General features: G+C 70.7%; 19 protein-coding genes. 13 read left to right on the top strand and 6 right to left on the bottom strand.

The features are described 5' to 3' along the window. The coding region (locus PHQ87_RS06020; RefSeq protein WP_300232071.1) for a VIT1/CCC1 transporter family protein at nucleotides 1–432 on the top strand (432 nt) is incomplete at its 5' end. Nucleotides 433–449: 17 nt separating this feature from the next. Here PHQ87_RS06020 and PHQ87_RS06015 read toward each other — a convergent pair. Next, nucleotides 450–1,412: a LysR family transcriptional regulator gene (locus tag PHQ87_RS06015; protein WP_300232069.1), complete on the bottom strand. Its 963-nt coding sequence runs from the start codon at nucleotides 1,410–1,412 to the stop codon at nucleotides 450–452. Nucleotides 1,413–1,534: 122 nt separating this feature from the next. Between PHQ87_RS06015 and PHQ87_RS06010 the strand changes: the two genes are divergently transcribed. Both PHQ87_RS06010 and PHQ87_RS06005 read left to right on the top strand, forming a co-directional pair. After that, nucleotides 1,535–3,043, top strand: a complete 1,509-nt coding sequence (locus tag PHQ87_RS06010) for a CoA-acylating methylmalonate-semialdehyde dehydrogenase (protein WP_300232066.1) — start codon at nucleotides 1,535–1,537, stop codon at nucleotides 3,041–3,043. A 46-nt stretch (nucleotides 3,044–3,089) separates the two neighbouring features. Next, the gene (locus tag PHQ87_RS06005) at nucleotides 3,090–4,934 is read left to right on the top strand and encodes an ABC transporter ATP-binding protein (protein WP_300232064.1); all 1,845 of its coding nucleotides are present in this window, start codon (nucleotides 3,090–3,092) and stop codon (nucleotides 4,932–4,934) included. A gap of 23 nt (nucleotides 4,935–4,957) precedes the next feature. On the opposite strand, the gene trxA is transcribed toward PHQ87_RS06005, so the two are convergent. Further along, nucleotides 4,958–5,920: a thioredoxin gene (gene trxA / locus PHQ87_RS06000; protein ID WP_300232062.1), complete on the bottom strand. Its 963-nt coding sequence runs from the start codon at nucleotides 5,918–5,920 to the stop codon at nucleotides 4,958–4,960. A 167-nt stretch (nucleotides 5,921–6,087) separates the two neighbouring features. Here trxA and purE point away from each other — a divergent pair, with 167 nt between their 5' ends. Genes purE through PHQ87_RS05985 form a run of 3 tightly spaced genes read left to right on the top strand, consistent with a single transcriptional unit; the run spans nucleotide 6,088 to nucleotide 8,835 of the window. Then, nucleotides 6,088–6,576, top strand: coding sequence for a 5-(carboxyamino)imidazole ribonucleotide mutase (purE, locus tag PHQ87_RS05995; RefSeq protein WP_300232060.1), 489 nt, complete (start codon nucleotides 6,088–6,090; stop codon nucleotides 6,574–6,576). Nucleotides 6,577–6,581: 5 nt separating this feature from the next. Then, nucleotides 6,582–7,817 carry a 5-(carboxyamino)imidazole ribonucleotide synthase gene (locus PHQ87_RS05990; RefSeq protein WP_300232059.1) on the top strand — a complete coding sequence of 412 codons (1,236 nt, stop codon included), beginning with the start codon at nucleotides 6,582–6,584 and terminating at the stop codon, nucleotides 7,815–7,817. A 13-nt stretch (nucleotides 7,818–7,830) separates the two neighbouring features. Continuing rightward, nucleotides 7,831–8,835, top strand: coding sequence for an L-threonylcarbamoyladenylate synthase (locus tag PHQ87_RS05985; protein WP_300232076.1), 1,005 nt, complete (start codon nucleotides 7,831–7,833; stop codon nucleotides 8,833–8,835). Nucleotides 8,836–8,838: 3 nt separating this feature from the next. On the opposite strand, the gene dacB is transcribed toward PHQ87_RS05985, so the two are convergent. Then, complete coding sequence (gene dacB, locus PHQ87_RS05980) at nucleotides 8,839–10,239, bottom strand: D-alanyl-D-alanine carboxypeptidase/D-alanyl-D-alanine-endopeptidase (protein ID WP_300232056.1); 1,401 nt, start codon at nucleotides 10,237–10,239, stop codon at nucleotides 8,839–8,841. Between the two features lie 161 nt (nucleotides 10,240–10,400). Here dacB and tsaB point away from each other — a divergent pair, with 161 nt between their 5' ends. The 3 genes from tsaB (at nucleotide 10,401) to PHQ87_RS05965 (ending at nucleotide 12,618) form a co-directional block, all read left to right on the top strand. After that, nucleotides 10,401–11,147, top strand: coding sequence for a tRNA (adenosine(37)-N6)-threonylcarbamoyltransferase complex dimerization subunit type 1 TsaB (tsaB, locus tag PHQ87_RS05975; RefSeq protein WP_300232055.1), 747 nt, complete (start codon nucleotides 10,401–10,403; stop codon nucleotides 11,145–11,147). A 110-nt stretch (nucleotides 11,148–11,257) separates the two neighbouring features. Then, nucleotides 11,258–11,716, top strand: coding sequence for a ribosomal protein S18-alanine N-acetyltransferase (gene rimI / locus PHQ87_RS05970; RefSeq protein ID WP_300232075.1), 459 nt, complete (start codon nucleotides 11,258–11,260; stop codon nucleotides 11,714–11,716). Further along, the gene (locus PHQ87_RS05965) at nucleotides 11,713–12,618 is read left to right on the top strand and encodes a uracil-DNA glycosylase (protein WP_300232053.1); all 906 of its coding nucleotides are present in this window, start codon (nucleotides 11,713–11,715) and stop codon (nucleotides 12,616–12,618) included. Before rimI ends, PHQ87_RS05965 begins: the two co-directional genes overlap by 4 nt. A 10-nt stretch (nucleotides 12,619–12,628) precedes the next feature. Here the strand turns inward: PHQ87_RS05965 and PHQ87_RS05960 are convergent, their stop codons facing one another. After that, nucleotides 12,629–13,507 carry a DMT family transporter gene (locus PHQ87_RS05960; protein WP_300232051.1) on the bottom strand — a complete coding sequence of 293 codons (879 nt, stop codon included), beginning with the start codon at nucleotides 13,505–13,507 and terminating at the stop codon, nucleotides 12,629–12,631. 60 nt (nucleotides 13,508–13,567) lie between these two features. Here PHQ87_RS05960 and pyrF point away from each other — a divergent pair, with 60 nt between their 5' ends. After that, nucleotides 13,568–14,407 carry an orotidine-5'-phosphate decarboxylase gene (pyrF, locus tag PHQ87_RS05955; RefSeq protein WP_300232050.1) on the top strand — a complete coding sequence of 280 codons (840 nt, stop codon included), beginning with the start codon at nucleotides 13,568–13,570 and terminating at the stop codon, nucleotides 14,405–14,407. Here pyrF and PHQ87_RS05950 read toward each other — a convergent pair. Next, the gene (locus PHQ87_RS05950) at nucleotides 14,341–15,477 is read right to left on the bottom strand and encodes a CYTH domain-containing protein (RefSeq protein ID WP_300232049.1); all 1,137 of its coding nucleotides are present in this window, start codon (nucleotides 15,475–15,477) and stop codon (nucleotides 14,341–14,343) included. The two genes, pyrF and PHQ87_RS05950, sit on opposite strands and share 67 nt — an antisense overlap. A gap of 89 nt (nucleotides 15,478–15,566) precedes the next feature. On the opposite strand from PHQ87_RS05950, the gene PHQ87_RS05945 reads away from it, so the two are divergent. Next, nucleotides 15,567–16,397, top strand: coding sequence for a MipA/OmpV family protein (locus PHQ87_RS05945; protein WP_300232047.1), 831 nt, complete (start codon nucleotides 15,567–15,569; stop codon nucleotides 16,395–16,397). 6 nt (nucleotides 16,398–16,403) lie between these two features. Here PHQ87_RS05945 and PHQ87_RS05940 read toward each other — a convergent pair whose 3' ends face one another. Then, nucleotides 16,404–19,508 (bottom strand): excinuclease ABC subunit UvrA, encoded by a 3,105-nt coding sequence (locus PHQ87_RS05940; RefSeq protein WP_300232045.1) that lies wholly within the window; start codon nucleotides 19,506–19,508, stop codon nucleotides 16,404–16,406. Nucleotides 19,509–19,678: 170 nt separating this feature from the next. Between PHQ87_RS05940 and PHQ87_RS05935 the strand changes: the two genes are divergently transcribed. Together PHQ87_RS05935 and PHQ87_RS05930 are read left to right on the top strand one after the other, a co-directional pair. After that, nucleotides 19,679–20,515: an undecaprenyl-diphosphate phosphatase gene (locus PHQ87_RS05935; protein WP_300232043.1), complete on the top strand. Its 837-nt coding sequence runs from the start codon at nucleotides 19,679–19,681 to the stop codon at nucleotides 20,513–20,515. A 142-nt stretch (nucleotides 20,516–20,657) separates the two neighbouring features. Beyond that, nucleotides 20,658–21,854, top strand: a complete 1,197-nt coding sequence (locus tag PHQ87_RS05930; protein WP_300232073.1) for an MFS transporter — start codon at nucleotides 20,658–20,660, stop codon at nucleotides 21,852–21,854. Nucleotides 21,855–22,031: the final 177 nt, after the last annotated feature.

Below are 22,031 nucleotides of genomic sequence, written 5' to 3'. Positions count from 1 at the left end.
CTGGCCAGCGCGCCCGTCCAGGAGCACGCGGAACTGGCCGAAATCTACGTCCGCCGCGGGCTGGATCCAGAGCTCGCCCGCACCGTCGCCAGCCAGCTCATGGCGCACGATGCGCTGGAGGCGCATGCGCGTGATGAACTGGGTATCTCGGAGGTCATGACGGCACGCCCGATCCAGGCGGCATGGGCGTCGGCCGCTGCATTTTCGGTGGGCGCGGCGCTGCCGCTGCTCGTCGTCGCCTGGTGCCCGGCGCATCTGCTGTGGTGGGCGGTGGCGGGCAGCGCGCTCGTGTTCCTGGCCCTGCTCGGTTCACTGGCGGCGAGAACGGGTGGCGCGCCCGTGCTGGTGGCGGCTGCACGGGTCACGTTCTGGGGCGCCCTGGCCATGGCCCTGACCGCGGCGATTGGCGCCTGGTTTGGCGTGGCCGCCTGAGTGGCAGGGCCGTTGCATCAGCCGCTGCCATCACCACCAAAGCCCTGCGCCAGCGATCGCCGCAGGAATTCCACCAGCGCCGACACCGCCAGCGGCACGTGCGCCGCATAGGGGCGGATGGCGTAGACGCGGTGGGCGAAGGAGCCGATGGGGCGCCAGTCGGGCAGCACGGACACGAGTTTGCCGCTGGTCAGGGCGTCCTGGGCGCTGAAGTCCGGCAGCAGGGCGATGCCCAGGCCGGCCAGGGCGGCGTCGCGCAGGGCCTCGCTGTTGTTGGCGGCGAAGGTGCCGGCCACCTGGACGGTGGTGCGTGGCGGCGGATCCTGGCCGGCGGTCTGGGCATCGCGCGGTTCCAGTGTCCAGGCCGGGGTGTCCTGCGGCCTGGGGTAGTGCAGGCAGTTGTGGCGCGCCAGGTCGGCCGGCGTTCGGGGCGTGCCGTGCTTGCGCAGGTAGGCGCGCGAGGCGACCAGCACCGATGCGGTGTCGCACAGCACCCAGGCCACATGGGTGTCGGGCGGCGTGGCGGTGTGGCGGATGGCGAGATCGAACCCCTCGGTGGCCAGCGAGCTGAGCCGGTCGGACAGGTCCAGCTCCACCCGTACCTCGGGATACCGGCGCAGGAACTCGGCCAGGCGCGGCACGATCTGCTGGCGCGCGAGCGCCACCGGCGCGGTCACGCGCACGCGTCCGCGCGGCGCGCCGGCGAGGTCACGCACCTGCGCAAAGCTCTGGGCGATCTGCTCGAAGGCGTGCTGCGTGTCGTCCACCAGGCGCTGGCCGGCCTCGGTCAGGCGCACGCTGCGTGTGGTGCGTTGCACCAGCGGCATGCCGGCCTGGCGCTCCAGCTCGGCGATGCGCTGGCTCATGGCGGCCTTGCTCACGCCCAGGCGCGCCGCGGCGGCGGTGTAGCTGCCCTGCTGGTGCAGCACGGCGAGCCAGTGCACGTGGCCCCAGAGTTCGGGTTGGTGGGGGCTGTTCATGGAGCATATTGTTCATCAAATTGAACAATACATTCAGTATTCCGGTCTTGTCCGGCCCGGCGGGGATTCCTACACTGGCCGCAGCAATCGCCATTCCTTCCATCCTCACGGAGCCCACTTCCATGACCACCGAGATCGCACACCACATCGGCGGCGCCCGCAGCGCCGGCCAGTCCACCCGCCAGCAGGACGTGACCAACCCGGCCACCGGCGCCGTCACGGGCCGCGTGCGCCTGGGCAGCGCCGCCGACGTGGACGCCGCGGTGGCCGCGGCGCAGGCGGCTTTCCCCGCCTGGTCCGAGGTGCCGCCGATCCGCCGTGCGCGGGTGATGTTCAAGTTCCTCGAGCTGGTCAACCAGCACAAGGACGAGCTGGCGCGTGCCATCACGCTGGAGCACGGCAAGGTGTTCACCGACGCGCAGGGCGAAGTGGCGCGCGGCATCGACATCATCGAGTTCGCCTGCGGCATGCCGCAATTGCTCAAGGGCGACTTCACCGATCAGGTGTCCACCGGGATGGACAACTGGACGATCCGCCAGCCGCTGGGCGTGGTGGCGGGCATCACGCCGTTCAACTTCCCGGTGATGGTGCCCATGTGGATGTTCCCGATGGCCATCGCCGCCGGCAACACCTTCGTGCTCAAGCCCAGCCCGATCGACCCGACGCCCAGCCTCATGATGGCCGACCTGCTCAAGCAGGCGGGCCTGCCCGACGGCGTGTTCAACGTCGTGCAGGGTGACAAGGAGGCCGTGGACGCGCTGCTGGTGCACCCCGACGTGAAGGCCGTGAGCTTTGTCGGCTCGACGCCGATCGCGAACTACATCTATGAGACCGGTGCGCACCACGGCAAGCGCGTGCAGGCGCTGGGCGGCGCCAAGAACCACATGGTGGTGATGCCCGATGCCGACCTCGACCAGGCCGTCGATGCCCTGATCGGCGCGGCCTACGGCTCGGCGGGCGAGCGCTGCATGGCGATTTCCGTGGCGGTGCTCGTGGGCGACGTGGCCAACAAGATCATCCCCAAGCTGGTCGATCGCACGCAGCAGCTCCAGGTGCTGGATGGCATGAACCTGGCCGCCGAGATGGGCCCGATCGTGACCGAAGCCGCGCGCCAGCGCATCACCGGCTACATCGAGGCAGGTCAGGCCGAAGGCGCCAGGCTGCTGGTCGATGGCCGAGGCTTTGACGGCGCGAAGGCGGGCGATGGTTGTGCCAACGGCTTCTGGCTGGGCGGCACGCTGTTCGACCACGTGACCCCGGACATGAAGATCTACCAGGAGGAAATCTTCGGCCCGGTGCTCTCGTGCGTGCGCGTGCCCGACTTCGCCACCGCCGTGCAGCTCATCAACGCGCACGAGTTCGGCAACGGCACGAGCTGCTTCACGCGCGACGGCAACGTGGCGCGCGAGTTCGCTCGGCGCATCCAGGTGGGCATGGTGGGCATCAACGTGCCGATCCCGGTGCCCATGGCCTGGCAGGGCTTCGGCGGCTGGAAGAAGAGCCTGTTCGGCGACATGCACGCCTACGGCGAGGAGGGGGTGCGCTTCTACACGAAGCAGAAGTCGATCATGCAGCGCTGGCCCGAAAGCATCGGCAAGGGTGCTGAATTTGTGATGCCCACTGCCAAATAAACGCCGAATTCACTACGATGCAGGCCACAAGGAGTGGCCTGCATTGTTGTTCGATTTCTTTGAAAGGCGGATCCCGCCGTACCCCGGCTACGAGGTCAAAGTGCCTCCGGCCGGGTTTTTTGCCTTCGTGTGGGCCGCCACGCGCGGCTCGCGCGGCTGGATCGCCCTGCTGACACTGACCTCGGCGCTGATGTCGGTGTACGAGGCGGCCCTGTTCGCCATCATGGGCACGGTGGTGGACAAGCTCGACCAGGTGGCGCCGGCCGCCTTCTGGACGCAGGAGCGGGGCATGCTCACCGGTATCGCCGCGCTGCTGCTGGGCAGCGGCCTGCTGCTGGCGCTGCACACGGCCGTGATGCACCAGGTGCTGGCGATCAATTTCCCGATGCGCCTGCGTTGGCTGTTCCACCGGCTGATGCTGGGCCAGAGCATGTCGTTCTACGCCGACGAGTTCGCCGGCCGCATCACCACCAAGATCATGCAGACCGCGCTCGCGGTGCGCGAGGTCGTGTTCCTCGTGGTGGACGTGCTGGTGGGGGTGGGCGTCTACATGATCGGCATCCTGGTGCTGGCCGGCAGCTTCGAGTGGCGCCTGACGCTGCCGTTCGCGCTCTGGTTCCTGGCCTACACGGCGGCGTGCTTCTGGTTCGTGCCGCGCCTGGGCCGCATCGGCAAGGAACAGGCCGACGCCCGCTCGCTCATGACCGGCCGCGTGACCGATGCCTACACCAACATCGCCACCGTCAAGCTGTTCGCGCACACGCGGCGCGAGGCGGAGTACGCGCGCAACGCGATGGAAGCCTTCAAGGCCACCGGCTACGCGCAGATGCGGCTGGTGAGCCAGTTCGAGATCACCAACCACCTGATGATCGCGGGCCTGTTGCTGGGCAGCGGTGGCACGGCGCTGTACCTGTGGACGCAGGGCCAGGCCAGCGCGGGCCAGGTGGCGGCGGTGATCGCGATGGCGCTGCGCCTGATGGGCTACTCGCACTGGGTCATGTGGCAGATGACCGGCCTGTTCGAAAACGTGGGCACGATCCAGGACGGCATTCTCACGCTGACCAAGCCGCGCACGGTGGTGGACGCGCCGGATGCCCGGCCGCTGGTCGTGACGCAGGGCGGTATCGAGTTCCGCGACGTGGTTTTTGCCTACAAGGACGGTGGACGCCCGGTGGTTGACGGGCTGAACCTGCACATCCGGCCGGGTGAGCGTGTCGGCCTGATCGGTCGCTCGGGCGCGGGCAAGTCCACGCTGGTGAACCTGCTGCTGCGCTTCCACGACGTGCAGGCCGGCCGCATCCTGATCGACGGCCAGGACATCCGCCACGTGACGCAGGACAGCCTGCGCGCCGCCATCGGCATGGTCACGCAAGACACCTCGCTGCTGCACCGCTCGATGCGCGAGAACATCCTCTATGGTCGCCCCGACGCGACCGAGGAGGAGATGCGCGCGGCCGCGGCCAAGGCGCAGGCGAGCGACTTCATCGAGAACCTGACCGATCTCAAGGGCCGCAGCGGCTACGACGCGCAGGTGGGCGAGCGCGGCGTCAAGCTTTCCGGCGGGCAGCGCCAGCGCGTGGCGATCGCGCGCGTGATGCTCAAGGACGCGCCCATCCTGCTGCTGGACGAGGCCACCAGCGCGCTCGACAGCGAGGTCGAGGCCGCGATCCAGGACAGCCTGGACACACTGATGCAGGGCAAGACGGTGATCGCGATCGCGCACCGCCTCTCGACCATCGCCGCCATGGATCGCCTGATCGTGATGGACCAGGGCCGGATCGTGGAAGAGGGCACGCACCAGGCGCTGCTGGCCAGGGGCGGCATCTACGCCAAGCTCTGGGCGCACCAGAGCGGCGGCTTCCTGGCCGAGCAGCACGACCCGGCCACATAGCGGGCCGGGCTGGCGGGCAGCGCTCAGTTGAGCGCCATGCTCAGCTTGCGGCGGTAGCGCGAGACCAGCTCGGCCTGCGGGTCTTCCTGCATGGCCGCCTTGCCCGACAGCGCGATGCCGCCGCTGCTCTTGCCGGCCGCGGCCGGGTCGGCCTTGGGGGCGGGGGGCGTCATCAGCTCGAGCAGGCCGATGTAGGTCTTGCGCGGCGCCTCGTCGCCCCATTGCTTGTCGCGCATGATGATTTCCAGCAGTTCGTCGAGCGCGGCGGGCCACTCGCCGATGGCGACCAGCAGGCGGCTCTTGGCGAAGCGGGTGTCGAAATCGCGCTTGTTCTGGGCGATGAGTTCGTCGAACTGCTCCAGCGGCCATTGGCCGCGCGGGTCCTGGCCGACGAACTCGAGTGCGGCGAGCCAATGCGCGAGCGCCTCGAAGCGCAACTGCACCGGAATCTGCGCCAGCGCCGGGGCCAGCGCCTGGTGCGCGTCCTCGAAGAGGCCGTGCGAGATGTACTGCTTGACGAGTTCGAAGCGCAGGTCGTTGTTGTCGGGCGCCTGGGCCACGGCACGGGCGAGTTTGTCCAGGGCGTCGCCGGCGTCGGCGCCATCCTGGGCCAGCAACTGCTGGGCTTCTTCGGCTTCGGCCTGCGCGGCCAGCTCTTCCTCGCTGGGCAGGTGCTTGTCGAGGAAGGCCTTGATCTGACCCTCGGGCAGCGCGCCCATGAAGCCGTCCACGGGCTGGCCGCCCACGAGCAGCACGCAGGTCGGGATGCTGCGGATGCCGAAAGCGGCCGCGAGCTGCTGCTCCTGGTCGGAGTCGATCTTGGCCAGTTTGAAGCGGCCACTGTATTCGGTTTCGAGCTTTTCCAGGATCGGGCCGATCACCTTGCACGGACCACACCAGGGCGCCCAGAAATCGACCAGGACGGGGGTGTGCATCGAGGCGGCGATGACTTCGGCTTCAAAATTGGCGACGGTGACGTTGATCATGGCTTCGGGGCGGCGCGCGGCGCGGACAAAGGGGAAAACCGACAGGTCGGGGCACGGATCGTAAAATCAACACTGTACCGGAGTGTTGGCCTGGCGCGATGCCGGCCCGACGGCGGTTGTCTGCCGGGCGACGCGGGTCGCCGGCCCCCCATAGAAAGCCTTTTCCCATGAGTTCCATCCAGGTCGGCGTGGTCATGGGTTCCAGCAGCGACTGGGACACCATGCAGCACGCGGTGCAGATCCTCCAGGATTTCGGTGTCGCGCACGAGGCCCGGGTGGTCTCGGCCCACCGCATGCCCGATGACATGTTCGCCTATGCCGACGCCGCCCTGGGCCGGGGGCTCAAGGCGATCATCGCCGGTGCGGGTGGCGCGGCCCACCTGCCGGGCATGATCGCGGCCAAGACGGTGGTGCCGGTGCTGGGCGTGCCGGTGCAGTCCAGGGCGCTGTCCGGTGTCGATTCGCTGCATTCCATCGTCCAGATGCCCAAGGGCATTCCGGTGGCCACCTTCGCCATCGGCGCGGCCGGTGCGGCCAACGCGGCGCTGTTCGCCGTGGCCCTGCTGGCCAATGAAGACCCGGCCCTGCGCGAGAAGCTGCAGGCCTTCCGCACCGCGCAGACCGAGGCGGCGCGCGCCATGACGCTGCCCGTGTGAGTGCGATGAACGCTTTTCCCTTGTTGCCCGGTGCCGTCAACGACCGCGGCCAGCCCGTGACGCTGGGCGTGATGGGCGGCGGCCAGCTCGGCCGCATGTTCGTGCAGGCCGCGCAGGCCATGGGTTATGTCACCGTGGTGCTCGATCCCGATCCGGCCAGCCCGGCGGGCCTGGTCGCGCACCACCACGTCTGCACCGCTTACGACGACCCGCAGGGCCTGGCCGAGCTGGCCGGGCGCTGCGACGCCATCACCACCGAATTCGAGAACGTGCCGGCGCAGGCCCTGCGCGCCCTGGCGCAGCAAAGGCCCGTGGCACCGTCGGCCGACTGCGTGGCCGTGGCGCAGGACCGACTGCAGGAGAAGGCCCATTTCGTGCAATGCGCACCCATCAGTGGCGTGCATCCGGCGCCGCACGCGGCCATCGACAACCCGGCACAGCTCGCGGCGGTGCCCGAGGCGCTGCTGCCTGGCATCCTCAAGACCGCACGTCTGGGCTACGACGGCAAGGGTCAGGTGCGGGTGCGCACACGCGAGGAGTTGGCCGCGGCCTGGGCGCAGCTCGGTCGTGTCTCCTGCGTGCTGGAGAAGATGCTGCCGCTGCGCAGCGAGTGCTCGGTGCTGGTGGCGCGTGGTGCCGACGGCCAGGTGGTGACGTTCCCGGTGCAGAAGAACACGCACCACGACGGCATCCTGGCGATCACCGAGGTGCGCGAGGGCGCGGTGCCGGCCGAACTGGCCGCGCGTGCGCAGGCGAGCACGGTGGCGATTGCGCACCACCTGGGCTATGTGGGCGTGCTGTGTGTCGAGTACTTCGTGGTCGACGACGGCCGGGGCGGGCTCGATCTGGTGGTCAACGAGATGGCGCCGCGTCCGCACAACAGCGGGCACTACAGCCAGAATGCCTGCGACCTCTCGCAGTTCGAGGCGCAGGTGCGCGCCCTGGCCGGCCTGCCGCTCGCGGCGCCGCGCCAGCACAGCCCGACCATCATGATCAACCTGCTGGGCGATCTCTGGTTCAACCCCAACGGTGTGCGCGCGCAGGCCGCGGCGCAGCCGGTGTCGCCGCCCTGGGCCGAGGTGCTGGCCTTGCCGGGCACGCATCTGCACCTGTACGGCAAGCTCAGCGCGCGCCGGGGCCGCAAGATGGGGCACCTGAACATCACCGGCGAGACCTTTGGGCAGGTGCACGACACCGCCGCGCGTGCCCTGGCCCTGCTCGGGCTGCCACCCCTGGAATGAGCCGGCCATGGCGCTGATCCTGCCGGCGAGCGACCCGGCGGCCATCGAGGCCGCCGCGCGGCGGCTGGCCGAGGGCTCACTGGTGGGTCTGCCCACCGAGACGGTCTATGGCCTGGCTGCCGATGCGGCGCAGGCCGACGCGGTGCGCCGCATCTTCGCGGCCAAGGGCCGCCCGTCCGACCATCCGCTGATCGTGCACGTCGCGCCCGCCGATGGCGGCGACTGGCCGGCGGCGGTGGCCCCCTTCGCGCGCGAGCTGCCGGATTTCGCGCTGGCGCTGATGCGCGCCTTCTGGCCCGGCCCGCTCACGCTGATCCTGCCGCGCCGGCCCGAGGTGGCGGCGGTGGCGGCCGGCGGCCAGGATTCGGTCGGCCTGCGCTGTCCCTCGCATCCGGTCGCCCAGGCCGTGCTGCAGGCCGCGCGTCGGCTGGGCGTGCAGGGCGTGGCCGCGCCCAGTGCCAACCGCTTCGGTCGCGTCAGCCCGACCACGGCCGACCACGTGGCTGGGGAGTTCACCGCACTGTCCGACGATGAGCTGCTCGTCCTCGACGGCGGTGCCTGTCCGGTCGGCATCGAATCGACCATCGTCGACTGCTCGCGCGGCAGGCCGGTGCTGCTGCGTCCCGGCATGATCACACCGGCCGCGCTGGAAGCGGTCGCGGGGCTGCCGGTGCAAGGCCGCGACGAGGCCGCGCCCAAGGCATCGGGCACGCTCGAATCGCACTACGCGCCCAGTGCGAAGGTGCGCCTGATGGACGTGAAAGCGTTGCAGGCGGCGCTGGATGTGCTCGGCAAGGATGCACGCCACATCGCCATCTATGCGCGCACGCCGGTCAAGACCGCGTCGGGCGTGGTCGTGCGGCGCATGCCCGGCGATGCGGCCGAGGCCGCGCGCGCACTGTTCGCCGCCTTGCGCGAGCTGGATGCCACCGGCGTCCGGTTGATCTGGGTCGAGACACCGCCCGAGGGCGCCGAGTGGGATGGCGTGCGCGACCGGCTCAGCCGCGCGGCGGCCTGATCGTCATTTCAGGGCCGCCGCCCACTCGACCAGGGCGTCCAGTGCCGGGCGCGCCGCGCTGGCGTTGTCGTGGTTGACAAAGCCGATCACCACGTAGCGGCGGCCGTCGAGCGCGTTGACGTAGCCGGCGATGCCGCTGACGTCGCGCAGCGTGCCGGTCTTGAGCCAGGCGTTGCCGCGGACCAGGCTGTCGGCACGCTGACCGATGCGCGCGGCGGTGCCCTTGATGCCGGCGACCGAGAGCGACTGTACAAAGGCATCGCCGCGGGGATGGGCGGCCGCGTGGCGCAGCAGGTTGGCCAGGGCCTCGGGTGTGATGCGCTCGGTGCGCGAGAGCCCGGAGCCGTTGTCGAGTACCGGTGGGGCCAGCTTCACACCGAAGGTGCGCACCCACCAGTTGCGCAGCGTCTCGCGCGAGCGCTCGAAGCGCCCGGTGCGCACAGGCCGCAGCGAGCGGCCGCTGATGTCCGTGGCCGTGTCCAGGGCCAGCGGCGGCAGGCGCCCCAGCGTCAGGAACACCTGCTGCGCCATCACGTTGTTGCTCCACTGGTTGACGTCGGTGATGATGTCCGACAGGGGCAGCGAAAGCGCCTCGTGCAGCAGGTGCACGCCGGGTGGCGTCTGCCCGCTGCGCACACGGCCGGTGATGGCGCCGCCGCTGGCCCGCCACATGCCCTCGAACGCGCGCACGGCATAGCTGCCCGGGTCGTGGTAGGCCACGGACCAGGTGCGCTCGCCGCAGGCACCGGGGTAGCGGCCCTCGAAGCGGATGGCCTCGGGCCGGTCGAAGCGCGCGCCCAGCGCGGCGCGCCAGTCGCCACAGGCGCCCCGGGCCAGCGGCACCCGTGTGTCGATGGTCAGGCCTTCCATCGGGGGTTCGCTGCCCACGGTGGCCATGCCATTGGCGTGGTCGGGCGTGAAACGCAGGACGATGGACTTGAAATTGAACAGCAGCGCGTCGGGCGCGGCGTTGTAGGGGCGCAGGGCCTCGCCGTCGAAGGCGCCGGGGTCGTGCGCGGGCAGCTCGAAGGCGCTGTGGTCGAGCACCATGTCGCCGAGGATGACCTGGACGCCGCGCGCCTGCAGCGCGACGAAGGCCTCCTGCAGGCGCTCCAGCACCAGCTTGGGGTCGCCGTCGCCGCGCACGTACAGGTTGCCGTGCAGCGCGCCGCCCCGGACGCTGCCGTCGGTGTAGAAGCGCGTCTGCCAGGTGAAGTCCGGGCCCAGCAGGTCGATGGCCGCGTAGGTGGTGACCAGCTTCATCACCGAGGCCGGGTTGACCTCGGTCTGGGCGCGCAGGCGCAGCCGGTCGGGCTCGCGCGGATCGACCGGCACCACCAGCGCCGACAGCGCGGTGACCGGAATGCCGGCGCGTTGCAGGGCCTGGGCGACGTCGGCAGGCACGGGATCGTCCCTGACACGGGACGGCTGCGCACAGGCGGGCAGGGACAGCAGCCCGGCCAGGCCGAGACCGATGGCGAGGCGGCGCCCCCACCGTGCTGTTGAAATGCCCCGGATGACCATGGTCCGGATTATCGGTCCGGGGGCTCGCCGATAATCGACCCATGAACGAGCCCCTTCGCCTCCTGTGCATCGACGCCAGCACCGACGCCCTCTCGGTGGCGGTGGGTTCGGGCCTGCCCGGCGCAGCGGTGCAGGCCTATCAGGGGCCGGGGGCGGCCCAGGCCTCGACCACCTTGCTGCCCGTTATCCAGGGCCTGCTGGCGCAGACCGGTTGGCGCCTGGCCGAGCTCGATGCCATCGTGTTCGGGCGCGGGCCGGGCGCGTTCACCGGCCTGCGTACCGCCTGCGCGGTGGCACAGGGCCTGGCCTGGGGCGTGCGCAGCGAGCGCCACCCGGCGGGCCTGCCCGTGTTGCCGCTCGACACCCTGGCCGCCGTCGCCGAGGAAGGGCGCGAGCGCCGCCGCGCCGCCGGCCTGACCGTGCCCGACGCGGTCGTGGCCATGCTGGACGCGCGCATGGACGAGATCTATGTGGCGATCGAATCCGGTGACGGGCGGGCGATCGCAGAGCCGCGCCTGTGCGCGCCCGAGGCCATGGCCGCGCATGTGCAGGCGTGCGTGCCCGACGGCGCGACGGTGCTGCTGGCGGGCAATGTGTTCGACGCCTACGGCGACCGGCTGGCCGGGGTGCCGGGCGAGCGCCAGGTCGCCGTGCCGACCGCCGCCGCCCTGCTGCGCCTGGCGCCCGCCGCCTGGCACGCCGGCCGCGCGGTACCGGCGCACGAGGCCCTGCCGCTGTACGTGCGCGACAAGGTGGCGCGCACCACCGCCGAGCGGGAGGGCCGATGACCACGGTGGTTCGCCCCGTTCCGGTGGCCGGGGACCGTGCCCGGACCGGCGCGTGGCCGCTGCCGGACGAGGCGGTCGCCGGCGAGGGGCGGCGCCTGCGCTTCGTGCCGATGGGCGAGGCCGATCTGGACGCGGTCCACGAGATCGAGAAGCAGGCCCATTCCCACCCCTGGTCGCGCCGGCATTTCGCCGACTCCATCGCCGCCGGTCATCCGGCGGTGCTGCTGCTGGGCGAGGCCGATGCCGGCGGTCCGGACATCGTGCTGGGTTACCTGGTGGCCATGCCGGGCTTCGAGGAGGTCCACCTGCTCAACATCACCGTGGCCCCGGGCTACCGCCGCCAGGGCTTTGCGCGTCTGCTGCTCGACGCGCTGGTGCTGTGGTCGCGTGGGCAGGGGGCGCACCAGCTCTGGCTGGAGGTGCGCCAGAGCAACGCCCCCGCCCGGCACCTGTACGAGCGCTACGGCTTTGCCGAGGTGGCGGTGCGCAAGGGCTACTACCCTGTGTCGAGCCATCAGCGCGAGGACGCCATCGTGATGTGCCTGCCGCTGGACGGAGCGCGGCCATGAACTGGACCACCCGGCTCGATGCCCGCCAGCGCGCCATGCTGGCCGAAATGGGTGTGCAGGTGTGGGCCCCCGAGGCCAAGGCCGTGCCGGCGACCACCCCTGTCACCGCTGCTGTCGTCGAGCCGCCCGCCGCACCCATCCGATCCGAGGCGGCCGAAGTGCCGGCCCCCCGGGTGGCGCCACCGCCGGCAGCGCCGGCGCGTGAACCGCAGGCGCCTGCACCGGCCACCGCTGTCGTCGGTGCAGGGGCCGGGGCCGAAGAGCCGGCAGCGGAGGCGCCGGCCGTGTCCGCCGCCGGCGTGCTGTCCGACACCCGTGCCGGCCAGATCGCGGCCATGGACTGGGATGCGCTGCAGGCCAGCGTGGCCGCCTGCGAGGCCTGCGGCCTGTGCAAGACACGCCGCAACACCGTGTTCGGTGTCGGCGATCGGCAAGCCGACTGGATGGTCATCGGCGAGGCACCGGGCGAGCAGGAAGACCGCCAGGGCGAGCCGTTCGTGGGCGCTGCGGGCCAGTTGCTCGACCGCATGCTGCAGGCGACCGGGCACCGGCGCGATGGCGCCGGGGGGCAAGGGGTCTACGTGGCCAATGTGCTCAAGTGCCGCCCGCCCGCCAACCGCAACCCGCAGCCGCAGGAGGTCGTGCGCTGCGAACCCTATCTCATGCGGCAGGTGGCGCTGGTCAAGCCCAAGGTCATCCTGGCCATGGGGCGCTTTGCCGTGCAGTCCATCCTGCGCACCGACGAACCCATCGGCCGGCTGCGCGGGCGCGTGCACCACTACCAGGGCGTGCCGGTGATCGTCACCTACCACCCGGCCTACCTGCTGCGCAACCCGGCCGACAAGGCCAAGGCCTGGGCCGACCTCTGTCTGGCCATGGATACCGCGGCCAAGGCGGGTTGAACCGCCGAACTCAGACCTGCTTCGGCCAGAGCACCAGGGCGATGGCAGCGATCACCAGTGCCACGGCCGCCCAGTCCTGCCAGTGCAGCACCTCGCCGAGCCACCAGGCACCGCTGAACACGCCCAGCACGGGAATGAACATCACCGACAGTGTCGAGGCGATGGGGGGCAGGTCGCGTGCCAGGCTCAGCCAGGCCACCTGGGCGAAGGCGAACACCGCCAGCCCGTTGTAGACGATGGCGGACCAGACCGGCGGTGAAGGCCAATGCCAGTCGCTGCGCTCGAACATCACCGACAGCAGTGTCATCCACAAGGTGGTGATCAGGGTCATCCAGAAGCTGATGGCCAGGGTCGAGGCCGGGATGGTGGTGCGCCGCATCCGGTGCGTGCCGACGGCCCAGATGGCCGCGGCCAGCAGCATCATGGCCACGCCCAGCGGGCGACCGGTCAGGGCGGTGGCTTCGTGCCAGAGCAGCAGCACCACCCCCAGCGCGGCGGCGGCCACGCCGGCCCAGGCACGGGGGGCCAGGCGCTGGCTGAACCACAGGGCGCCGATCATGGCCGAGAACACCGGCATGGTATAGCCCAGGATGGCCGCCCGCCCGCTGGACAGCGACCGGATCGCCAGGATCGCCAGTGTGTGCCAGACCAGCATGTTCAGCACGGTCAGCACCAGCAGCTCGCGCCAGTATGGACGCGGGATGCGAAAGGACACGCCGCGCACGAGCAGCACAGCGGCCAGCACCGGCAGACCGAGCCACATGCTGATGGTGCGAAAGCTCAGCGGCGGGAAATCCGTGACCCCCAGCTTCATGATGGGCCAGTTGATGCCCCATACCAGGGTGAGCAGGACCAGGACGACCAGTTGCTGGCGGGTGAGCGTGTGCATGGAGCGCCATGCTAGCCGAGTCTGCTCCGGTGCGTGGTGCCCTTCCGTAGAATCGGCGGCATGACCTTCCTCGACATGCTGGGCGCGGCGCAGCGCCAGAACCAGTCCCTGCTCTGCGTCGGCCTGGACCCGGACCCGGCGCGCTTCCCGGCCGGCCTGCGCGGCGATGCCGGCCGCATCTACGATTTCTGTGCCGCCATCGTCGAGGCCACGGCCGATGCGGTGATCGCGTTCAAGCCGCAGATCGCGTATTTCGCGGCGCATCGCGCCGAGGACCAGCTCGAACGGTTGATCCGCCACATGCGCGCGGTGGCGCCCCGGGTGCCGGTGATCCTGGACGCCAAGCGCGGCGACATCGGCTCCACGGCCGAGCAGTACGCCATCGAGGCCTTCGAGCGCTACGGCGCCGACGCGGTGACGCTGTCGCCCTTCATGGGCTTCGACTCGGTGCAGCCCTACCTGAAGTACCACGGCAAGGGCGCCTTCCTGCTGTGCCGCACCTCCAATCCCGGCGGCGACGACCTGCAGAACCAGCGGCTGGCCGGGGTGGACGGCCAGCCGCGGGTGTATGAGCACCTGGCGCGGCTGGCGCAGGGGCCCTGGAACCTCAACGGCCAGCTCGGCCTGGTGGTGGGCGCGACCTACCCGGCCGAGATCGAGCGGGTGCGCGAACTGGCGCCCACGCTGCCGCTGCTCATCCCCGGCGTGGGGGCGCAGGGCGGTGACGCCCACGCCACGGTCCGGGCCGGCTACCGCGAGCGCGACGGGGTGGCGAGCGGACCCATCGTCGTCAATTCGTCGCGCGCCATCCTGTACGCCTCGGCGGGCGACGATTACGCCGCCGCCGCGCGCGCCGAGGCCTTGCGCACGCGCGCCCTGCTCGAGGCCGCGCGCGGCTGAGCGGGCCGGGGCGCGCCGGCCCCGTCGTGGTCCAGGCGGTGCAGGTCGCGGGCGAAGGCCAGCAGGGCCAGCCCGGGGGCCGGCGCCTGCAGGGCCTCGTGCAATGGCCTCATCCAGCGGGGCGAGGGTGTGGCGTCCGGCCCGGGCGGGGTGAGCCTCCGGTCCGCCGCCTGCCAGTAGGTGCGCCAGGTGGCGACGAAGGGGGCGGGCAGCCAGGACGCGTGCTGGTCGAGCACGGCGAGCAGCCGGGCCAGGGCCGCGCGGCTGTGGTGCACGAAGGCGGCCGCGGCCAGGGCATCGGCATCCAGGGCCAGGTGTGCGAGGTTGGCCTGCAGCGTGCCCAGACATGCCCACGCGACGGTCCGAAAGGCCTGTCGGGGGTCGGTGCCGGGATCGGTGGCCGCGGGGGCGGGCTGCTGGACGGTGGGCCCACGTCCCAGGAACAGGGCCAGCCCGCGCTGGGCCTTGCTCCGGTCGGACGGCATGAGCCACAGGCCGGGCCGCACCGGGTCGTTGTCGGTCGGCCAGGCCAGTGACAGCGCCAGCTCGTACAGGGCGTGTGCCGGCCCATCCACGAGCTCGAGTTCCAGTTCCAGCAAGGGCTCGCGCCGGGTCGCGGTGCCCCTGCTGGCCATGATGTGGCCCTGGTCCAGGGCCAGCTCGATCCGCGCGCCAGCGTGCTCCAGATGCCAGGCGCGGCGCGTGAAGTCGGTGCGGAACACCGGCGCCAGCTCGTCGGCCAGGGCCGCCAGGGTCGTGGCCAGCGGGTGCTCGCCCAGCAGGGCCGGAAAGTCGGGCTGGCCGGGTCGCGTCGGCCCTTCCCATTCACCCCGCACCGAGAGGCCGCCGATGGAGGTGCCCGCCGTCTTGACGGTCAGCAGCGTGGAACGGCCGATGCGGCGCTCGCGCACCGCAAGACCGCGCGCCATGAGGTCCAGGGCTGGCGTATCCACATAGGTGTTGCGCAGGCGCCGGGGGCGCGGGCGCTGCCCGCCCAGCAGGGGGTGGGCGAGCAGGGCGGGCAGGGTCTCGGGCCGCAGCAGGAGCTTGAGTTCAGTTTCTTGTGCCATGGTGTTGCGCCCGCAAGGCAGCCCATACAATGAGCTAATCCATTGTCCCAATGTCTGCACCGCGGGCCGACTGTCTATCATCATCGTCCATGCAATTACATCGGAAACTGGCCATCTTTACCGGCATCGCCATGGTGGCGGCGTCTTCATGGGCCCAGGATTCGGGCGCTTCGATCAGCGGTGATGACGAGGAGGGCTACCTGATCGGTGCCTCCGTGGCCAGCGCGATCGGTTTCATCGGCAGCGCCAAGGCCAATGTCGACTTCAAGCCCATGTTCTCGTTCCAGTTGGGGCCGGTGCGGGTGTCGCGCTCGCGCGCCAATACCTTGCTCCACTCCGGACGCAAGGCCTACGAAACCGGTCTGAGCACCGATTTGCTGCGGCACGAGGGATTCTCGCTGGGGGCCTCGTTGCGATGGGACAACGGGCGCCATATCGAACACGACCCGCGCTGGGCCGATCTGGAGGATGTGCCCAGCACCGCGCGGGTGCGACTGTCCGCCCGCTGGACCATGACGCCGCACTGGACGGTTTCGCTCAGCGGCGACAAGGACGTGATGGGGCGTGGCGGTGGTGTGCGCGTGAACACCAGCGTGGGCTACCGCCACGTGCTCTCAGAAAGAACCTTCTGGGATTTCACGCTGTCGGCAGGGGGCGGCAATCGCACGTTCATGGGGACCACCTACGGTGTACCGGCGCTGGCGGCGGCCACGGCCGGTGTCGATGCCTACGCACCCGGAGGCGGCCTCGAGAGCATCCAGCTCGGTGCAGATCTGGCCCATTCCCTGAGCCGCCACTGGGTCCTGTTCGGTGGTGTGACACTGGGACGGATCGCCGGCCCGGCCCGCAACAGCCCGCTGATCGACCGCGTCTCCACCTGGGGCGCGACGCTGGGCCTGGCCTGGCGCGGGGGGTTCTGAGCGCCTTCAGCGGCGCAGGGGCGCGATCAGGTAACGGCCGGTGTGGCTGGCCTCGCAGGCGGCGATCTGTTCGGGCGTTCCCTGGGCCACCACGGTGCCGCCGCCGGCACCCCCTTCGGGACCCATGTCGATCACCCAGTCGGCGGTCTTGATGACATCCAGGTTGTGCTCGATGATCACGATGGTGTTGCCGGCATCGCGCAACTGGTGCAGCACCCTGAGCAGCAGCTCGATGTCGGCAAAGTGCAGGCCGGTGGTGGGTTCGTCCAGGATGTAGAGCGTGCGGCCGGTGTCGCGTTTGGACAGCTCCTGGGCGAGTTTGACGCGCTGTGCCTCGCCGCCCGACAGGGTGGTGGCGCTCTGGCCCAGACGGATGTAGCTCAGGCCCACGTCCAGCAGGGTCTGCAGCTTGCGGTGCAGCGTGGGCACGGCGGCAAAGAATTCTGCCGCCTGCTCGACTGTCATGTCCAGGATCTGGGCGATGTTGCGGCCCTTGTACTGGACTTCCAGGGTTTCGCGGTTGTAGCGCTGGCCGTGGCAGACCTCGCAGGGCACGTAGACGTCGGGCAGGAAATGCATCTCGACCTTGACCACACCGTCGCCCTGGCAGGCCTCGCAGCGCCCGCCGGCCACGTTGAACGAGAAACGTCCGGGTCCGTAGCCGCGCTCGCGCGCCGCGGGCACCTCGGCCATCAGTTCGCGGATACCGGTGAACAGGCCGGTGTAGGTGGCCGGATTGCTGCGCGGCGTGCGCCCGATGGGTGACTGGTCGACGCTGATGACCTTGTCGAAGTGCTCCAGGCCCTCGATTGCTTCGTGCGGGGCGGGTTCCTCGTGAGCGCGGTACAGGTGGCGTGCCACGGCCGCGTACAGCGTGTCGTTGACCAGGGTCGATTTGCCCGAGCCCGAGACGCCGGTCACGCAGGTCAGCAGGCCGACCGGAAAGTCCACCGTCACCCCGCGCAGGTTGTGGCCCGTGGCGTTGACGACGCGGATCGCCAGCAGCCCCGGATCGGCCGGGGGCGGCGCTTCTGCCGCGGATCTGGCGGTGGCGGCAAACGCGGCTGCCCGTGGCGCCGGCCGGCCCGCAGCGGGGGCCGGGCGTGCCGGCATGGCGGGTTGCCATGGCGTGCGCCGGGCCGGCACCCCGATGCGCCGGGTGCCGCTGAGGTACTGACCGGTCAGCGAGTCCGGATGGGCCATGACTTCGGCCGGCGTGCCGGCGGCCATGACCTGCCCGCCATGCACGCCGGCGCCGGGGCCGATGTCGACGCAGAAATCGGCGGCGCGGATCATGTCTTCGTCGTGCTCGACCACCAGCACGGTGTTGCCCAGGTTGCGCAGGTGCTGCAGCGTGGCGATCAGGCGGTCGTTGTCGCGCTGGTGCAGCCCGATGCTGGGCTCGTCGAGCACGTACATCACGCCCGAGAGGCCCGAGCCGATCTGGCTGGCCAGGCGGATGCGCTGCGCTTCGCCACCCGAGAGCGTGTCGGCGCTGCGGTCCAGGCTCAGGTAGTTCAGGCCCACGTCGTTGAGGAACTTCAGCCGCTGGCGGATTTCATTGATCACGCGCGCGGCGATCTCGGCCTTGGCGCCGCGCAGTTCCAGGCGCTGGAAGTAGTCCAGCGCCTCGCCCAGCGTGATGTGGCTGACGCGGTAGATGGGTGCGCGCTGCTCGCCCTCGCCGATGAAGACGTGGCGTGCGTCCTTGCGCAGGCGGGTGCCTTCGCACTCGGGGCAGGGCTGTGTGGCACGGTAGCGCGAGAGCTCCTCGCGCACGGTGGCCGAATCGGTCTCGCGCCAGCGGCGCTCGAAGTTGCGGATGATGCCCTCGAACGGGTGCTTCTTGGTGACCTTTTTGCCGGCACGCTCGCCCGAGGCCATGGCATAGCTGAACCTGATCTCCTCCTCGCCTGAGCCGTGCAGCAGCACCTCGCGCACCTGGGCTGGCAGCGCCTCCCAGGGGGTGTCGGGGTCGAAGCGGTAGTGCGCGGCCAGGCTTTCGATGATCGCGAAGTAGTAGCCGTTGCGCCGGTCCCAACCCTTGATCGCGCCGCTGGCCAGGCTCAGCGAGGGAAAGGTGACGATGCGTGCCGGGTCGAAGAAGTCGGTGTGGCCCAGGCCATCGCAGGCCGGGCAGGCGCCCTGGGGCGAGTTGAACGAGAACAGCCGCGGTTCCAGTTCGCCCACGCTGTGGTTGCACACCGGGCAGGCGTAGCGCGAGGAGAACGGGATTTCCTGCCCGCTGTCCATGTCCAGCGCGATGGCGCGGCCTCCCGCCAGTTGCAGCGCGGCCTCGAAGCTCTCGGCCAGGCGTTGCCGCAGCGGGTTGCTGGACCCCCACGCTCCACCGCTGCGCGGGTCGCTGCCCCCCGCGGGGGCTGCCCCGCCTTGGGACGGCCCGGCGGCGGGGCGGTTGGCCTCATCGCCGTCTTCGTGTGGGCGCACCCTGACGCGGTCGATCACCACGTCGATGTCGTGCTTCTCGGTCTTCTTGAGTGCCGGCAGCGCCTCGGCCTCGACGACATCCTGGCCGATGCGGAAGCGCACGTAGCCCCGGGCCTGCATCTCGGCGAAGAGTTCGGCGAACTCGCCCTTGCGCTCGCGCGCCACCGGCGCCAGGATCATCAGCCGCGTGCCCTCGGGCAGGGCCAGCACGGTATCGACCATCTGCGCCACGCTCTGCGCCGCCAGCGGCAGGTCGTGCTCGGGGCAATAGGGGGTGCCGGCGCGCGCGTACAGCAGGCGCAGGTAGTCGTGGATCTCGGTGACCGTGCCCACGGTGGAGCGCGGGTTGTGGCTGGTGGCCTTCTGCTCGATGGCGATGGCTGGCGACAGGCCCTCGATCAGGTCCACGTCGGGCTTGTCCATGATCTGCAGGAACTGGCGCGCATAGGCCGAGAGGCTCTCCACATAGCGGCGCTGGCCCTCGGCATACAGCGTGTCGAATGCCAGGCTGGACTTGCCCGAGCCCGACAGCCCGGTGATCACCACCAGGGCGTTCTTCGGGATGTCCAGGTCGATGTTCTTGAGGTTGTGCGTGCGCGCGCCGCGCACCGCGAGGGTGGCACTGGCTGGGATGGCGGCGGGAGGCAAAGAGGCGGCTTTCAAGGTGGTATCGGTCGATCGGGCCCCCCGGCGGCATCCGTTGGGCAACCCAGCATGATAAGCCGGTCGCCGCGGCGGAGGCGGCCGATACAATGCGCGCAATCCCGGCGCGGCCCTGCGCCTGCCCAGGTCCGCCGGCCGCCTGTCACGTCATTTTCCGTTTCCCTCCCCACATGAGCGCCACCCTGTCCTGGACCGAAGCGGTCATCCTGGGGCTTGTCCAGGGCCTGACCGAGTTCCTGCCGGTTTCGTCCAGCGCGCACCTGCGCATCATCGGCCCGCTGCTGCCCTCGGGGGGCGATCCGGGCGCGGCCTTCACCGCCATCACGCAGATCGGCACCGAGGCGGCCGTGCTGCTGTACTTCCGCCACGACATCTGGCGCATCGCCATGGCCTGGCTGCGCTCGCTCGCCGCTCCGGGCCGGCAGACGCCCGACAGCCGCATGGGCTGGCTGATCATTATCGGCACGCTGCCGATCGCCATCCTGGGTCTGGTGTTCAAGGACGCCATCGAGACCTCGCTGCGTCACCTGCAGATCACGGCCACCATGCTGATCGTGTTCGCGCTGATCCTGGCCTTTGCCGACCGCTGGGGACGCAAGCAGCGCAGCCTGGTGCAACTGGGCTGGACGCACGGCCTGCTGTTCGGCTTCGCGCAAGCCATGGCGCTGATCCCGGGGGTCTCGCGCTCGGGCGGCACCATCACCGCCGGGCTGCTCATGGGCTACACGCGCGAGGCGGCCGCGCGCTACTCCTTCCTGCTGGCGATTCCGGCGGTGCTGGCCTCGGGCTTCTACCAGCTCTACAGGAGTTGGGGCGCCGACAGCGCTCCGCCGGCGGGCCCGACGGCGCTGGCCACGCTGGTGGCCTTCGGCGTGGGCTACGCGGTGATCGTGTGGTTCCTGCGCCTGGTGTCCACACGCGGCTACATGCCGTTCGTGGTGTACCGGCTGGCGCTGGGCGCCAGCGTGCTGGCCCTGCTGGCCGTGGGCATTCTGGCGCCCCTGTGACAGGGTGTGCGGCCGTGTCCGACAATACGCCTTTCCGTTTCTTTCCCCCGAGCGCTGGCGCGGGTAGCGAATCCCGCCGCCGGCCGTGAGCATGCCGTCCTCCCCTGTTTCATCCCCCGATCCCCAGGCCACCGCCGCGCGCATGACGCCGGACGAGCGGCGCGCCAGTGCCTCGCTGGCGCTGGTGTTCGCGCTGCGCATGCTGGGCCTGTTCATCGTGCTGCCGGTGTTCGCGCTGGAGGCGGCGCGTCTGCCCGGCGGCGACGACCCGGCGCGCGTCGGCTTCGCCATGGGCCTGTACGGGTTGACGCAGGCCTTCCTGCAGATGCCGTTCGGCCTCGCCTCCGACCGCTTCGGACGCAAACGGGTCATCCTCGCGGGCCTGGCCGTGTTCGCGCTGGGCAGTGGCGTGGCCGCCTGGGCGCCCGATCTGACCTGGCTGGCCATCGGTCGCGCGCTGCAGGGCGCGGGTGCGATCTCGGCGGCGGTCACGGCCTTTCTGGCCGACGTCACGCGCGACGCGGTGCGCACCAAGGCCATGGCCATCGTGGGCGCCAGCATCGCGCTGATGTTCGCCCTGTCGCTGGTGCTTGCCCCCCTGCTGGCGGCCTGGATCGGCCTGTCGGGCATCTTCGCGATGACCGCCACGCTGGCCTTGCTGGCCATGGCGGTCGTGGCCTGGGTGGCGCCGCCCGAGCCGCGCGAGCACCGGGGCGATCCGGTGCGCGGCAGCGGCCTGGTCGAGGTGCTGCGCCACGCCGGCCTGCTGCGCCTGAACCTGGGGGTGTTCGTGCTGCACGCGGTGCAACTGGCCATGTGGATGGCCGTGCCGGCCATGCTGGTCGCCGCCGGCCTGGACAAGGCCGGGCACTGGCAGGTCTATCTGCCGGCGGTGGCCGCCTCGCTGCTGGTCATGGGTGGCGTGCTGTTCCCGATGGAGCGCCGCGGCCGGTTGCGTGAGGCCTTCCTCATCGCCATCGGCCTGGTCCTGCTCGTGCAACTGGGCCTGTGGCTGCTGGCCGGTGAGCAGCCCGGCCTGTGGGCGCTGGGGCTGCTGCTGTTCGTGTTCTTCGTCGGCTTCAACACGCTGGAGGCCACCCAGCCCAGCCTGGTCTCGAGGCTGGCGCCGGCCTACGCGCGCGGCGCGGCGCTGGGGATCTACAACACCCTGCAGTCGGTTGGATTTTTCGTCGGCGGCGCGGCCGGCGGCTGGCTGGTGCGCGCCCATGGTGCCTCGGGGCTCTTCATGGCTTGTGCCGCGCTGACCCTGTTGTGGCTGCTCGTGGCCTGGCCGATGCAGGCCCCGGCGCGGACCGGCGCAGCGGGGTCGGGCCACTGAGCCGGCACCGGGCGCGGCAAGGCACCCGCAACGACGGACGACGGGCGGGCTTCAGTGCCCGTCGGTGGCCGGGGGCGGTGCGCTGCGGGGGCGGGCGGTCGCTTGCCGGAGCATCATCTCCGCGCGGGTGCCGTAGAGCGGCCGACTGATCATGCGCGAAATCAGGCTGGCGAGCAT

Source organism: Hydrogenophaga sp. (genome assembly GCF_028698005.1).
Classification (GTDB): domain Bacteria; phylum Pseudomonadota; class Gammaproteobacteria; order Burkholderiales; family Burkholderiaceae_C; genus Hydrogenophaga.
The sequence above is the reverse complement of the archived record's forward strand: the minus strand, read 5'-3'. Positions and strand labels throughout refer to the sequence as shown.